Here is a 14,344-nt window from a genome sequence, read left to right on the forward strand (position 1 = left end):
CAAGACACCCTGCAACATCACGGCCTGGATTTTAACGACGCGCTTGTCCTCTATTACTGGTAAAACGCTTTCGATGCTGGAAGATCGCCAGGACTTCGGCGAAGAACGCATCATCACCGTGGGTAGGCTTACGGGAAAAGCTGTCACACGGTCACAACAGTCCCCTTGCATCTCCCCCACCCGCCTCCTACACTCCATCAACGAACAGCTTGACGGGGTGCCGGTGAAATCCGGCTGAGATGGCGCAGGGCGAGCATTTTTGCTGCCGAGCGCTGGTCCCGCTGAACCTGATCCGGCTAATGTGCTGCGGCTTTCATAAGTTCGCAGCGCGGGTACCGGCGTAGGGATCAAGCGATGGCCATGGCTAGCTCTCTCTCACGATCGCACGCCACCTTCCGCGCCATTTCCTCGATCTCTCCCGCCTTACCTCCGGATCATTAACACCGGAGGCATCATGGGCTACCGCTTTACTGATCTCACCACCGCCTGCCAGCAAGATTGGCGCGCCTATATTGAGCACGATTTTGTGCGTCAGTTGGGCAACGCCACGCTGCCTGAAGCGTCGTTTCGTCACTACCTGAAACAGGACTACCTGTTTTTGATTCACTTCGCCCGCGCCTACGCGCTGGCGGCCTATAAAAGCCCCACCCTTGCCGATCTTCGCCAGGCCCATGAAGGCTTAAAAGCCATTGTGGATGTGGAGTTGGGCCTGCATGTGGGCTTTTGTCAGGAGTGGGGGATTTCCGAGCAGGAGCTGGAAGCGTTGCCCGAAGCCAGGGCGACGCTTGCTTACACCCGCTATGTGTTGGATACCGGCAACCGCGGTGACCTGCTTGATCTACACGTGGCGCTGGCCCCCTGCCTGGTGGGCTATGGCGAAATCGCCAACTGGTTGAATGCCCAGCCTTCCACCCTGCGCGGCGCGCAGAACCCTTTTGATGCCTGGATTGCCATGTACGAAGGCGAGGAGTTTCAGGCCGCTATGCAGGCGGAGCTTGAATGGCTCAACACCCGCCTTGCCGATGTGACCCCCGCCCGCTTTGTCGAACTGAGCAAGATCTTCCGCGATGCCACCCGCCTGGAAATCGACTTCTGGCAGATGGGCTTAGCGCTGATAGACGCCGACCTCACTCACTAACCTTGTAGAACAACAATCGTATGGAGACCGTAATGAGCAAAACGAGCCACTTTTTATCCGAAACCGCCCAGGTCGATGCCGCCGCCATTGCGCCGCTGCCCGGCTCGCGTAAGGTGTATATCGAAGGTTCGCGGCCGGATATCCGCGTGCCGTTCCGGGAAATTTCACTGTCGCCCACTAAAACCACTGGCATTGATGAAGAGAATCCGCCGCTGCTGGTGTACGACACCTCAGGCCCCTACACCGACCCAGAGGCTAACAACGATTTACGCAAAGGCTTACCCGCCCTACGCCGTGCCTGGATCGAAGAGCGCGACGACACTGAGTTTCTGGAAGGCCACACCTCTGATTACGGCAAGCGTCGCGCCAACGATCCCACCCTTGCCCAGCTACGCTTTGATTTAACTCGTACTCCACGAAGGGCCAAGCCTGGGAAAAACGTTACTCAGCTTTACTACGCCCGCCAAGGCATCATCACCCCGGAAATGGAGTTTATTGCCATCCGCGAAAACCAGCGCCGCCAGGCGTTAGGTACGGCGGAGGTGGAGCGCATTCTGGGCCACCAACACCCCGGCCAGAGCTTCGGCGCCAGCCTACCGGAAGAGATCACGCCAGAGTTTGTACGCGATGAGGTAGCTCGTGGGCGGGCGATTATTCCCAATAACATCAACCACCCAGAATCTGAGCCGATGATTATTGGCCGTAACTTCCTGGTCAAGATTAACGGCAACCTGGGCAACTCCGCGGTGACGTCTTCTATCGAAGAAGAGGTGGATAAGATGACTTGGGGCATCCGCTGGGGCGCGGATACCATTATGGATCTCTCCACCGGGCAGAATATCCACGAAACCCGCGAGTGGATTCTGCGCAACTCGCCGGTGCCGATTGGCACGGTGCCCATCTATCAGGCGCTGGAAAAGGTTAAAGGCGTGGCCGAAGACCTTACCTGGGAAGTGTTCCGCGATACGCTGATTGAGCAGGCCGAACAGGGTGTGGACTACTTCACCATTCACGCGGGCGTGCTGTTGCGCTATGTGCCGCTGACCGCCAAACGGGTGACCGGCATTGTTAGCCGCGGCGGTTCGATCATGGCCAAGTGGTGCCTGTTCCATCACCAGGAGAGCTTCCTGTACACCCACTTCGAGGAGATCTGCGAGATCTGCAAGCAGTACGATGTGGCGTTCTCCCTCGGCGATGGCCTGCGCCCCGGTTCAGTGGCCGATGCCAACGACGAAGCGCAAATGGCGGAGCTTAAAACCCTTGGAGAGCTGACTCACATTGCTTGGAAGCACGATGTGCAGGTGATGATTGAAGGCCCCGGCCATGTGCCTATGCATCTGGTGAAAGAGAACATGGATAAGCAGTTGGAGTACTGCGACGAGGCGCCGTTCTATACCCTCGGGCCACTAGTGACCGATATCGCCCCTGGCTACGACCACATTACCTCGGGCATTGGGGCAGCGATGATTGGTTGGTTTGGCTGCGCGATGCTCTGCTATGTAACGCCTAAAGAGCATTTGGGGCTGCCCAATAAAGACGACGTTAAAACCGGCATTATTACTTACAAAATTGCCGCTCACGCGGCGGACTTGGCCAAAGGGCATCCGGCGGCTCAACGGCGCGACAATGCGCTTTCTAAGGCGCGTTTTGAGTTCCGCTGGGAAGACCAGTTCAACTTGGGCCTAGACCCGGACACCGCCCGAGAATACCACGATGAAACCCTACCCAAGGACTCTGCTAAGGTAGCCCACTTCTGCTCCATGTGCGGGCCGAAGTTCTGCTCTATGAAGATCAGCCAGGAAGTGCGTGACTATGCTAATGAGCACGGCCTGAACGGTGATCAGGAAGCGGTGATGAAAGGCATGGAAGAGCAAGCGGAGAAGTTTCGGAATAAAGGCAGCGAGCTGTATCAGGAAGTTTAAAATAGCGACCTATTGAACAGTTTCGTTACTAAACATGGCTCTTGAGTATTAGGCAAACTCAAGAGTCACCGCCACTAGCTACTCACTGCTGCTGTCCTGATCTTGCAGTTTATCAATACGATATATAACTAACATTGGTTACACCTGCTTTATAAATATTTACCCGGGCAAGTAGATTAATTATATATTGCTCGTGTATGATTATCATTTACGCAGTGCGTTGCTCATAACGATCAATTTAAAACCTTCAACTTGCAAAGAACTGATTACAGATGAAAACCAAACTGTCTTTGGCGGTATCCCTGGCTCTTCTCAGCGCTGGCTTACTAAGCGGCTGTAGCGATGATAACGAGCCGACAGCCGCAGATGCACAGCAGGAAGCGACGAAAAATCTCGCAGCTCCCATGCTGAAGTACATCCCGGCTAATTCTCCTTACTTTATGGCTTCGCGCGAGTCACTTCCTGAACAAGATGTATTTGATCTTTATCAGCGCACACAGCCCATGGCTGGCCTTGACTCTGACCTGGATGAACTGCGCGACTTGCTGCCCGATATCGATGATGAAGCGCTACGTTCGATGATAACGCTTTTAATCGCCGCGAGTGAAGAAGCACTCGAGGTTGAAACGCTGGAAGACGTCCATGCACTAGGCCTGAAAATAAATCCTCAGGTCGCTATCTACGGGCTGGGTGTGCTGCCTGTTATGCGCATGCAACTGCAGGATGAAGAGGCCTTTCGCGAAACGCTGCAGCGTATCCTGACTAAGGCAGACATCACCCCAAACACGGCCACCACCAACGGCACCGACTACTGGGTGTTGACGCCTGAGGCTCCGGTCAAGGCAATCCTAGCTATCGTCGATCAACAGCTAGTGTTATCGATGGTGCCGCAGGATGCCAGTGACGAGCTGCTCGCACAGGTGCTGGGTAACACCCTGCCCGACAGCAACATCGGAGAAACCGGAGAACTTGAGGAGCTTGAACAGCGCCATGGTTTCACCCCTTACGGTGCCGGGCAGCTCTCCTTTGCACGCCTGCTTAATGAACTGAGCGAACCCTCGCATGCAGGGACTCAGGCACTGCTGGAAGCGACAGATTCCGAGCAGCCGGATCTGTCCAACTGCCAGGCAGATATTGACCGTATAACCAGCCGCTTCCCCGGTGTTGTTATCGGGTCTCGCGAGTACAAACTCGACCGCATGGAAATGAATTTCATCCTGGAAACCGACGAGGAGATTGTCAGCGACCTTCGTGCTCTGACCACTCAGGTGCCAGGCCTTGGCAGCACAGAGGGCATGGCCAGCATTGGCTTGGGCCTGGATCTACCGATGCTGGTTCAGACCGTACAGAAATATGCCCAGCAAGTGCGTGAAAACCCCTTCAGCTGTAATGAAATGCAGGAGCTAAACAGCGCTTGGGACGAAGCCAACCTGGCGATCAACAACCCGATTACCATGATGGTTGGACAGTCTCTCTCTGGCTTCAACGCGCGTATTAACAGCCTGACAATGAAAAACGGCGAACCCTTTGTGACGGGCATCCTCACCCTCGCCTCACAAAACCCGCTAACACTACTGACGACAGCAAGCTCCTTCGCGCCAGAGTTAGGGGCTCTTGGACTTAAACCAGGCGGTGAAGCCAAGCAAATCGAGAGCATGATGCTGCCGCCAGATGCACCGGCGCTCTACGCCGCTATGTCGGAAACGGCCATTGCGCTGGGGGCCGGCATTAGCGATTCGGCGACACTGCAGAAAGAGCTAGAAGCCCCTGCATCAGATCGTGACCTGCTGCTTTATGGCCACATAACAGGTGAGTTTTATAATTCACTGGCCAATGTTATTGAACAGACACCAAGCGATGAAATATCAGCATCTGATATTGAGATGATCAAGCAATTTGGCGAAGCCTACGAGAATATGGAGTACTGGTTCCGAGTCGATGACGCAGGCGTTGAAATGAGCTTCTCGCTGGAATTGAATTAATACCCGATAGTTCTTTCAGTATGAAGAACCCGCTGATATGAACGTTTTATCAATTTTAGCGGGGGTTTGAAAGCCGCATAAACGCCAACAGGGGGCCGAAGCCCCCTGTTGGAATCAATGTAATATTCTTAGCGCTGTTTTTTCTGGCTCTCCTTGGCGTCACCTTTGCCTTTTTGCAGCTCGCCTTTTACCTGCTGGGCCTTACCTTTAGCTTCAGTTTTGGTGCTACCTGTCGCCTTGCCCGCGGCTTCTTTCACTTTGCCTGCAGTTTTGTTGGCCGTTCCTTTTGCTTTATCTTCTTTACCTGTTGCCATGACGAACACCTCTAATCCGTTAGTAGGGAAAACGCCGTGTGTGAAATGTGCCATTAGCACAGCTAATCACACGTCGGCACACTCATCAGAGTAGCCTGTATTAAAAAAGTTGCGCTGATTTATTTATGCCAGCTTTATTGATGGCAACTTTATTGATGGCAGTTCTATTTATGGCAGCTCTATCTATGGAAGACTCCTTTCTGGTAAGCGCGTTGGCGTCCAACGGTTCAACACAACGTGTAGGCAGGCCATAACCAGCAGCGTAAACGCCAGCGCGACACTCATTGAAGAGAACCGGTAGAGGGCGCTGTACACCAGATCCTGCTGCGGGCCCAGCGACTGGCCAAACAGAATTCCCAGGGTGGTCATCCCGCCAAAGCCAATCCCCGAACCGCCGCCTTCATGAATATGCTCGCGAGCAAAAAGCATTAGCCCCAGCCAGTAGAGCAACACCACCAGCAGAAAATGGTGGCTCTGGGTATATAGAAGTAGCTGCATGAGCAGCGCTAAGTTACACCCCAGCAGCGTGCCTACCGCTCGCTTGGCGGCTGATACCCGCGCACCGGCGTACCCCAGCGTAAACAACACCAAAATGGTCGCCATCTGCGCGGAAAGCGAGCCCTGCAAGTCAAAAACTTGAAACACCACAAACGACAGCGTCGCCGTTAGGCCACCGATTAAGGTTTCATGGCGAATCTGGGAGGAAGACTTAGTAACTCTGGGTGGCGGCTTACGCGCTTCCACGTCAGGGAACAGTGTATGCATCAGCATGGCGATAAATACTGCCAATAGGCTGGCAACCAGATTGCAGGCCAGTAGATCGCTCAAGTCTACATTGGGGTAGCTGGCAAAGTGGAGCAGGATGCTGAGCGTTAGCACCCCGTTGGCACCGAATAGAAACAGCGGCCCTTTCGCCATCAGGTTAAAGCGAAACAGAAATATGCCCATCACCACCAGGGTCATGACTACCGGCATATGCTTGAGCAGTCCGACCACTAGGCTCACTTCAAGCACATTGATCGATACGTTGGCCAAAAACTGGCGCACGATATGGCCGTTCAAGATAGGCACCATACCCAGCAAGAACATTGGAAAAACAGTAAAAAACACCCCGTAATTCCAGCCCATCAATTGGCTAACCACAAACCCCAGCATACCGCCCCCGGCTACTCGCAGGCACTGACGCAGGCCATTCCTTGAGAGTTCGGGCTTACGCTTAGTGGCCACTGCGCTAGAAGATTGCGCGCTGGCAGGCCTTTTTTTAATAAATCTGGCAGACCTGTATTTAATAAATCTGGCAGACCTGTATTTAATAAACCTGGCAGACCTCTTTTTAATAAACATAGTGCAACCAACTGATCAGATGTGCCTGTAGCCACACAAAGGGTTTGGTCAAGGCAGCATCGCCGGGTTGAAGCTGCACCGTAGCCCGGGCACCGCTGGGCAATAAATTTGCGACTGGCTGGGTTAGCGCTAGGTGAACGCGCATGCGCTGGGCGTCCCGTACCCAGCGGTCGGTGGTAGGAATATCGGCAAGCTGTCCATCGGCAGCCAACTGGCCTTCACGCACCCCGGCATCTATGGCGAAGACGTTTGCATCAAATACCTGCCCCGGCCAGGCATCAAACACTACTTTCGCTGCATCGCCGGGCGCCACATGGCGCAGGCTCTTTTCACGAAAATCGGCAATAATATCGATTGTATCCGCCACTACCGCTACCGCTGGCTGGCCCGCCTGAACGTAGTCACCTACCTCTAGTTGAAGATTGGAGACGCTCCCATCTTGCGCGGCGCGCACCTGAGTATGGGCCAGATCCAATTGCGCCTGGGAAAGCGCGTTTTCCGCTTGGCGCAAACGCAGGTTCGTCTCACCCGCATCGCCCAACTGCACTTCCAGACTAACAATGTTAGCCCTGGCCGCCGCCACGCTGGCCTGTGCCGTGCGCTCAGCAGCCACCTGCTGTTCGTACTGTTGGCGAGATACGCTCTGCTGCGCCACCAGGGTTTCCGCACGCTGCAGTTCACCGCGCCGCTCCGCCGCCGTGGCTTCAGCGGATGCCAATGCCGCCTGCGCGGAAGCTAGCTCTGCTTCCAGCTGGGCATTCTCCCGCTCGGCTTGCTCACGATTAAGCTGTGCCTGCTCAACGGCTAACTGAAACGGCGCGGGGTCTAACTGAAACAGCACATCGCCTTTGCTAATGTGTTGGTGATCACGCACCCACACCTCGCTCACGGGACCACTGAGTTCGGGCGCGATACGGGTTACCGGCCGCATCACCCGCGCCTCAGGCGTCATGGGCATAAAGCTATCGGCCAGCAGAAAATAAATGAAAAGCAGTACAAAGGCAGCCAGGGCTACCTTCACCCAGCGGGCAAATGTTTGATCGGGAGTCATGCAGAGCTCACTTGTTAGCCACCAGGTAACCACCTGGCCAGCGCCTCTCAACGGGCGCGTGTTGTTTAGGGGATGGCATTAGAGACTTTAGTCTAACAATTAATTAGCGCGCTAACAATATTGTCATTAAAAAACCCCCGTGGCTTTTCACCATGGGGGTTTTAGTTAAGCGATTCTATATCAAGCCATCACATTAAAACCGGTAGCGCAGACCAACGCTGGCCGCATCAAAGGTGTAAGCAGATTTATCCAGGTAGCGCATATAGTCCGCGTTGAGTGACAGGTTTCTGGCGACATCCATCTCAGCGCCTGCACCATAGGAGAAGTCGCTTTCGCTATCGCCGCGGTCAAACTCTACTTCAGTGAAACCAGCCAGTCCGTAGAGACGTACTTCAGGTGCTATGGGAATAATACCTTTCGCGTAAGCACCCGCAACATAATCTAATTCGGCACCACCGTCGGAACCGCCCGTGCCTAAATGTCCCTCAATGGCAAAGTAGTCATTGAACTGTGCACCACCACGCAGGCGTAAGCCTACGTCATCACGGGATGAGCCTCTGTCTGGGTCAAGACTCCAGAACATGGCATCAGCGCCCAAGTAAGCTTGCGGGGAGCCGAAAGACTGTTGAGCTTGGGCAGACGTTGCAAAAGCGCCTACACCCACCAGGAGTACTGCTGATGTAAGTGACAATAAAGACATTTTCATAGCTTGCACCTCAGTTAAAAAACAGTGTTTCCTTACACCTTTGTATTGTGATCCATCGCTATGAAGAACGCAAATATTTACCTCCCCCTAGTTTAACGCCCCCTTAGTTTGCCACCACTTAGCTTACCGCCCTTTAGATAAGCTCAGCACGATAATGCCGCCGACTACTACGGCGCCGCCAACTAGCTGCCCTGGACTAAGCATTTGCCCCAGCACGAAATAACCCAACACCAGGGAGGCCACCGGCTCAATATTCATCACCGGTGCGTTGCGCGCCATATCAAGTCGCGGCACAAAAATAAACAGCGTCGAAAACGCTGAACCATATAGCAGCCCGAGCAGCGTCAGACCCAACCAGCCAGTACTGTTGTCCGGTAGGCTCATCCCCCCTGGCACCACACCCGCGATGCCACCGATGATCATGACGATAAACACCGTTTGCATGGTCAAAAGGCTGCGCAGCGTGCTGCCCACACCGGCTAGGCGGTGCTCGGTAACCCACAGCGCACAGGCAAATACGAAAGCCGCCATTAAGCCAAAACCAATCCCCGCGATCCAGCCTGGCCCCATACCATCAGCACTGGCAATCCATGAAGGGATGTCCAGCACTACCAGCAAGCCGATCAGAATAGTGCCCATAATCAAACAGCTACGCAGCGTCGGCCGTGGGCCGCCCAGCGCCCAACTGAGCAGCGCCAGTTGAATCGGGAAGGTATTGACCAATAGCAGCGCAATCACCACCGGTAACCTTGCCACTGCCGAGTAGAGGCTAACGCTTTGGATCGCGATCAGTAGCCCTACGGTGAGTTGCCACGGCCAGGAACCCGCGGGCAGCCACAGCCGCTTGCGTTGAACGATGACGAGCGCCAGCAGAATCAGGCAGGCAACCCCGGAGCGGGTTAATACCGCCAGCAATAACCCGGTACCGTTATCAAACGCCAGTCGTGCGGAGACGTGATTGGCGGCGAACATGGTGGCCACGGTCATCATTAACACAATGGCTAAATGGCGCGGCAGTAGTTTTGGCAGAGAAGGCGCTGACATAAGAACGAAACGGCTCGTTGTAGTGATGAAGGTGTAAGATGGGTGGCGGTTGTGCAGGTCGCAATAGCCCAGCATGCCTAGCTTTTACATAGAAGGCTAACGAAATTCAGGCACTGCTTTTCCGCAATGCAGCATGTTATACTAAAGTCTATCCCTTTGCTCACTAACCTCCTAGCGAAAAGGTTTTTATGAACGCTCCGGTGCTGGTAATTAACTGCGGTTCCTCCTCTATTAAATACGCGTTGATTGACTCAGATCCTCAGGCACCGCGACTTGAAGGCATCGCTGAACGCCTGAGTAGCGATGAAGCACGTCTAAAGGGTAAAAACAGCGCCGGTGAACGTTTTACTCAGCCACTACCGGGAGCCGACCATACCCAGGCACTTAACGCCATTCTTGAGTGCATGGAAGGCCGGTTACCGGCGGCGGTAGGCCATCGCATCGTGCACGGTGGAGAGCACTTTACCCAAGCCGCGTTAATCGACGATAGCGTTATCGCAGCGATCGAAACCACCGCAGCGCTCGCCCCCCTCCACAACCCAGCGAATTTAGCGGGTATCGCAGCGACCCAAAACGTCTTCCCGGAGCTCCCGCAAGTGGCTGTTTTTGATACAGCTTTCCATCAAACCATGCCACCGCGTGCTTATCGTTACGCGCTGCCTGAAACCCTCTACGCCGAACACGGTATTCGTCGCTATGGCTTTCATGGCACCAGCCACGCTTACGTTAGCCAGCGGGCGGGCGAACTAAGTAGCCGTGGTGGCACAGGTGGTTGGCTAACCGCTCACTTGGGCAATGGCTGCTCGACCAGCGCGGTGTGGAACAATCAAAGTCAGGATACCAGCATGGGCCTGACCCCGTTGGAAGGCTTGGTGATGGGTACCCGCAGTGGCGATGTTGACCCAGGCCTGCACGCCCACCTGCACCGCCAACTGGGCTGGTCGTTAGACAAAATCGACGACGTACTCAATAAACAGAGTGGCCTGCTGGGGCTTTCAGGCTTAACCAACGACATGCGCGAAATTGAAGAGGCAGCCGAACAAGGGCACGCTACCGCACAGTTAGCCATGGAGGTGTTCTGTTACCGTATCGCCAAGTCGTTAGCAGCGCTCTCTTGCGCTCTCCCCCAGTTAGACGGGGTTATTTTCACCGGTGGGATCGGCGAAAACTCGCCTATCGTGCGCCGCAATGTGTTGTCACTGATGCCCCACTTCGGCTTTGCGTTGGATAACGATGCTAACGAAGCCACCATTCGCGGCAAAGAGGGCAAGCTGGATAGCGCTGACCATCAAGGCCCTCAGGTGTGGGTGATCCCTACCGACGAAGAGGGCCGCATTGCCATGGAAACCCGCCACTGCTTAGAGGCCCGTGTATGACACCCCACCCCGACCAGCCACAAGCCATTCTATTAGTGCCTACCAGCCAGGGCGCCGGGCTCACCTCCGCCTGCCTGGGGTTAATTCAAGCGCTGGATACCATCGGCCTGAAAGCCGGCTTTTTAAAGCCGTTTATGCAGAACGAACTCAACGGCCCAGGTCTGGACCGCTCCACCGCGTTGGTTTCGCGGGCGCTTAACCAGCGCCCGCCTTCGCCAATTTCCCAGGCGCGCATGGAACGCTTGCTGCGCGACGACCAAACCGATGAGCTGATGGAAAACGCCGTTGAGCTCTATGAGCAGGTTGTCCAACAGGCCCACCGCGATGGCAGCACCCTCGACCTTGTCGTGGTAGAAGGCGTGGTGCCCACCCAGCACACCACCTACGCGACCCAAACCAACGCCCAACTTGCTAATGCGCTGAATGCGCGGATTATTCTGGTCGGCACCGGTGATTTAAACGAGCCCCAGGCCTTAGCCGAGCAGTTGGATATGCATGCCCGTAGTTTTGGGGGAGTTAGCTCCAGCCGCACCCTGGGCGGCATTTTGATGCGCATGAAGAACCTGCCCTACGCTCAGGAAGATGATCTTTCTGCCGCACCGGGCACCTTCAAACCGCAGCTGGAAGAGTCGGTGCTCACTGAGCTACGCCAATACTCCCCAGCCCTGGCGACCGATAAGTTTCACCTGATCGGCGTGGTGCCTTACAGTAAAACACTCAGTGCGCCGCGCACCCTGGATGTGGCGCGGGCGCTCAATGCCAAGCTGCTGAACGAAGGCGAAGCGTCCAGCCGCCGAGTGCTTTCCACCAGCCTTTGCGCCCGCAGCGCTGCCAACGCGCTGCATATTTTCACCCCAGGCAGCCTGGTAGTGGCTTCCGGCGACCGCGACGATGTAGTGCTGGCCTCGGCATTGGCCACCATGAACGGCATTCAATTAGCGGGCGTACTGCTGACCAACGGCTTTATGCCCAACGACAATATGATTGAGATGTGTCGCCCCGCGCTCAAAACCGGCCTGCCTGTTTTGGCGGTAGAGACTGACAGCCTGACCACCGCCCAGCACCTCAGCCAGTTAAGCAGCGAAATCCCCATGGACGACTTCGAGCGCGCCGAACAGGTGGCGCGTTACGTGGCGGCCCATATGGACCTTGAATGGCTGAAAGCCCACCTAAGCAGCGGTTATACCCGCCGCCTGTCGCCTTCGGCGTTTCGCCACCAGTTGGTTAAACTCGCCCAATTGGCTAAAAAACGCGTGGTGCTGCCGGAAGGCGATGAGCCGCGCACCGTTGAAGCGGCGATTATCTGCCAGCGCCGTGGCATAGCCGACTGCGTACTGTTGGGTAAACGCGATGATATCGAAAACGTAGCGCGAAACCGCGGGCTGACGCTGCCTAAAGCGCTGACGATTATCGATCCCGAAAGCAGCCGCGCACGCTATATTGGCCCCATGGTCGAGCGTCGCCGTGGCAAGCTCAACGAACTCACCGCCGAAGCCCAGCTACAAGATAACGTGGTGCTCGGCACCATGATGCTGCAACTGGATGAAGTCGACGGACTTGTCTCCGGGGCGGTACACACCACCGCCAACACCGTGCGGCCCGCGTTCCAGCTGATCAAGACCGCACCGGAATACAGCCAGGTATCGTCAATCTTCTTTATGCTGTTGCCCGAACAAGTGGTGGTCTACGGTGACTGCGCGGTGAATCCCGACCCAGACGCCGAAACACTGGCCGAAATCGCCCTGCAAAGCGCCCGCTCCGCGGAAGCCTTTGGCATTGAGCCGCGGGTCGCCATGATCAGCTACTCCACTGGCGACTCCGGCACCGGTGCCGATGTGGATAAAGTCCGCGAAGCCACCCGGATTGCTAAACAGCGCGCCCCGCACTTAGCCATTGACGGCCCGCTCCAATACGATGCTGCCGCCATTGAGAGCGTAGGCATGCAGAAAGCGCCCGATTCTCCGGTTGCCGGGAAGGCGACAGTGTTTATTTTTCCCGACCTCAACACCGGCAATACCACCTACAAAGCGGTGCAGCGCAGCGCCCGCGTGGTCAGCGTCGGCCCGATGTTGCAGGGGTTGAACAAGCCGGTGAACGACCTCTCACGTGGCGCGCTGGTAGACGACATCGTCTACACCATCGCCCTCACCGCCATCCAGGCTAGCCAGCGGGAAGAGTAAACAATCGGTTTCACGACCCAAATAAACGCCCCGAGCAGTTACCTGCTCGGGGCGTTTTGTTTGACTGCTTAACAGCGTGAGGGGGCTAAACCCACATCGGCACCATTGATTCCAACACCATGACTAAGCTCATCGCAGTGATGGTCAGAATGGAAACGCCAAACACTTTCTTGGCCCAGCGCACATCGTCCTCTAAACGGTAGCCGCGCAGCGCCAAGTAGAGCCAGTAACCTCCCATGGTCAGCGCCACGCAGAGGTACCCGGCGCCCGCCTGGCTGGCCAATCCCAGCGCCAGCGAAGCGGGAATAAACGCCACGATGTAGCCAAGAATATGGTGCTTGGCCATTTTCACCCCGCGCACTACCGGCAGCACCGGAATCGACGCGCGACGGTAATCGGCATAGCGGAAGATCGCAATCGCGTAGGAGTGCGGCATCTGCCACAGGCAGAAAATCACCAGCAGCATAATCGCACCGCTGTCGAACTGCCCGGTCACTGCACAGTAGCCCACCACCGGCGGCATGGCCCCGGAGAGGCTGCCTACCAAGGTGCCGTACTCCGAGCGGCGCTTCATATAAAGGCTATAGAGCCCCACATACACGCCCCAGCCAATCACCGCCAAGGCAACGGTTAGCCCATTGGTGCCCAGCGCCAAGCACACCACCCCCGACACACCCAGCAGCGCCGAAACGCCCAGTGCCTGAGTAATAGAGATGCTGCCTCTTACCAGAGGGCGATGGCGCGTACGCGCCATCAATGCATCAATATCGCGGTCGATGACGTTGTTACACGCACAGCCTGACGCGATGATTAACGCAATCCCCACCATGACCGAGACAAAGCTGAGCCACTCGAACTGGCCCTGGGCGGCGAGAAAGTAGCCGCCCAGGGTGGCAATCAAGTTGCCGCCGATTATGCCCGGCTTGGTCAGCTCAAGCAGATCCCGCCAGCGGCTGGGCGCTGAGATTAGCCGATCATCATGTTGAGATGCAGATGCTGCATGATCCACAGCGAGCCTCCTACCACTAAGACGAGAACCGTCAGTGTGAAGACGAAGGACATCAGATTCCAGCCTTCGTCGGCTTTGGTACTCATATGCATAAACATGACCAGTTGCACCAATATCTGCAACACTGCGGTCACGGCTATCACAATCACGCTAGCCAGTACGCTAAAAGCGCCACTCATTACTACCGCAAAAGGGATAATGGTCAGTATCAGCGACAATACCAGTCCTGTCACATACGACTTAACGCTGCCATGGGCATTGGTTGAACTTGCACTCAT

Annotated in this window: 13 protein-coding genes and 1 riboswitch; of the genes, 6 read left to right on the plus strand and 7 right to left on the minus strand. The window is 55.7% G+C overall.

The features are described from left to right. Nucleotides 1-43: 43 nt before the first annotated feature. The 4 genes from J7J49_RS05740 to J7J49_RS05755 all read left to right on the plus strand — a co-directional run bounded on the left by J7J49_RS05740 (nt 44) and on the right by J7J49_RS05755 (nt 5,042). Complete coding sequence (locus tag J7J49_RS05740) at nt 44-238, plus strand: hypothetical protein (protein ID WP_215090958.1); 195 nt, start codon at nt 44-46, stop codon at nt 236-238. Beyond that, nucleotides 204-364, plus strand: a riboswitch (TPP riboswitch). Its footprint overlaps the gene before it by 35 nt. Before the next feature lie 90 nt (nt 365-454). Next, nucleotides 455-1,138 carry a thiaminase II gene (tenA, locus tag J7J49_RS05745; protein ID WP_215090960.1) on the plus strand — a complete coding sequence of 228 codons (684 nt, stop codon included), beginning with the start codon at nt 455-457 and terminating at the stop codon, nt 1,136-1,138. Between the two features lie 32 nt (nt 1,139-1,170). Further along, a complete protein-coding gene (thiC, locus tag J7J49_RS05750) occupies nt 1,171-3,060 on the plus strand; it encodes a phosphomethylpyrimidine synthase ThiC (RefSeq protein WP_215090962.1) in 1,890 nt (629 codons plus the stop codon). Nucleotides 3,061-3,332: 272 nt separating this feature from the next. Continuing rightward, nucleotides 3,333-5,042, plus strand: a complete 1,710-nt coding sequence (locus tag J7J49_RS05755; protein ID WP_215090964.1) for a hypothetical protein — start codon at nt 3,333-3,335, stop codon at nt 5,040-5,042. Nucleotides 5,043-5,170: 128 nt separating this feature from the next. On the opposite strand, the gene J7J49_RS05760 is transcribed toward J7J49_RS05755, so the two are convergent. The 5 genes from J7J49_RS05760 to J7J49_RS05780 form a co-directional block, all read right to left on the minus strand. Then, nucleotides 5,171-5,356: a CsbD family protein gene (locus tag J7J49_RS05760; protein WP_064234543.1), complete on the minus strand. Its 186-nt coding sequence runs from the start codon at nt 5,354-5,356 to the stop codon at nt 5,171-5,173. Between the two features lie 183 nt (nt 5,357-5,539). Next, nucleotides 5,540-6,583, minus strand: coding sequence for a DUF2955 domain-containing protein (locus J7J49_RS05765; protein ID WP_215090966.1), 1,044 nt, complete (start codon nt 6,581-6,583; stop codon nt 5,540-5,542). A gap of 106 nt (nt 6,584-6,689) precedes the next feature. After that, nucleotides 6,690-7,751, minus strand: coding sequence for an HlyD family secretion protein (locus J7J49_RS05770; RefSeq protein WP_215090968.1), 1,062 nt, complete (start codon nt 7,749-7,751; stop codon nt 6,690-6,692). 193 nt (nt 7,752-7,944) lie between these two features. Then, nucleotides 7,945-8,457 (minus strand): porin family protein, encoded by a 513-nt coding sequence (locus J7J49_RS05775; protein ID WP_215090971.1) that lies wholly within the window; start codon nt 8,455-8,457, stop codon nt 7,945-7,947. A gap of 123 nt (nt 8,458-8,580) precedes the next feature. Then, nucleotides 8,581-9,501 carry an EamA family transporter gene (locus J7J49_RS05780; protein ID WP_064234540.1) on the minus strand — a complete coding sequence of 307 codons (921 nt, stop codon included), beginning with the start codon at nt 9,499-9,501 and terminating at the stop codon, nt 8,581-8,583. A 188-nt stretch (nt 9,502-9,689) separates the two neighbouring features. Between J7J49_RS05780 and J7J49_RS05785 the strand changes: the two genes are divergently transcribed. Both J7J49_RS05785 and pta read left to right on the plus strand, forming a co-directional pair. Then, complete coding sequence (locus J7J49_RS05785) at nt 9,690-10,877, plus strand: acetate/propionate family kinase (RefSeq protein WP_215090973.1); 1,188 nt, start codon at nt 9,690-9,692, stop codon at nt 10,875-10,877. Continuing rightward, complete coding sequence (pta, locus tag J7J49_RS05790) at nt 10,874-13,057, plus strand: phosphate acetyltransferase (RefSeq protein ID WP_064234538.1); 2,184 nt, start codon at nt 10,874-10,876, stop codon at nt 13,055-13,057. The genes J7J49_RS05785 and pta overlap by 4 nt, the downstream gene beginning before the upstream one ends. 85 nt (nt 13,058-13,142) lie before the next feature. On the opposite strand, the gene cyoE is transcribed toward pta, so the two are convergent. Both cyoE and cyoD read right to left on the minus strand, forming a co-directional pair. After that, nucleotides 13,143-14,066, minus strand: a complete 924-nt coding sequence (gene cyoE / locus J7J49_RS05795) for a heme o synthase (protein WP_064234537.1) — start codon at nt 14,064-14,066, stop codon at nt 13,143-13,145. Continuing rightward, entirely contained in the window at nt 14,024-14,344 is a 321-nt protein-coding gene (gene cyoD, locus J7J49_RS05800) for a cytochrome o ubiquinol oxidase subunit IV (protein ID WP_064234536.1), read from the minus strand. Before cyoD ends, cyoE begins: the two co-directional genes overlap by 43 nt.

The sequence above is a fragment of the Halomonas sp. ISL-56 genome, from assembly GCF_018612805.1.
Taxonomy (GTDB): Bacteria; Pseudomonadota; Gammaproteobacteria; order Pseudomonadales; family Halomonadaceae; genus Vreelandella.

Excerpts from the sequence above, each read along its gene's own strand:
- tenA (WP_215090960.1), top strand. The coding sequence starts at position 455 with ATGGGCTACCGCTTTACTGATCTCACCACCGCCTGCCAGCAAGATTGG.
- thiC (WP_215090962.1), top strand. The coding sequence starts at position 1,171 with ATGAGCAAAACGAGCCACTTTTTATCCGAAACCGCCCAGGTCGATGCC.
- J7J49_RS05755 (WP_215090964.1), top strand. The coding sequence starts at position 3,333 with ATGAAAACCAAACTGTCTTTGGCGGTATCCCTGGCTCTTCTCAGCGCT.
- J7J49_RS05760 (WP_064234543.1), bottom strand. The coding sequence starts at position 5,356 with ATGGCAACAGGTAAAGAAGATAAAGCAAAAGGAACGGCCAACAAAACT.
- J7J49_RS05770 (WP_215090968.1), bottom strand. The coding sequence starts at position 7,751 with ATGACTCCCGATCAAACATTTGCCCGCTGGGTGAAGGTAGCCCTGGCT.
- J7J49_RS05775 (WP_215090971.1), bottom strand. The coding sequence starts at position 8,457 with ATGAAAATGTCTTTATTGTCACTTACATCAGCAGTACTCCTGGTGGGT.
- J7J49_RS05780 (WP_064234540.1), bottom strand. The coding sequence starts at position 9,501 with ATGTCAGCGCCTTCTCTGCCAAAACTACTGCCGCGCCATTTAGCCATT.
- J7J49_RS05785 (WP_215090973.1), top strand. The coding sequence starts at position 9,690 with ATGAACGCTCCGGTGCTGGTAATTAACTGCGGTTCCTCCTCTATTAAA.
- pta (WP_064234538.1), top strand. The coding sequence starts at position 10,874 with ATGACACCCCACCCCGACCAGCCACAAGCCATTCTATTAGTGCCTACC.
- cyoD (WP_064234536.1), bottom strand. The coding sequence starts at position 14,344 with ATGAGTGCAAGTTCAACCAATGCCCATGGCAGCGTTAAGTCGTATGTG.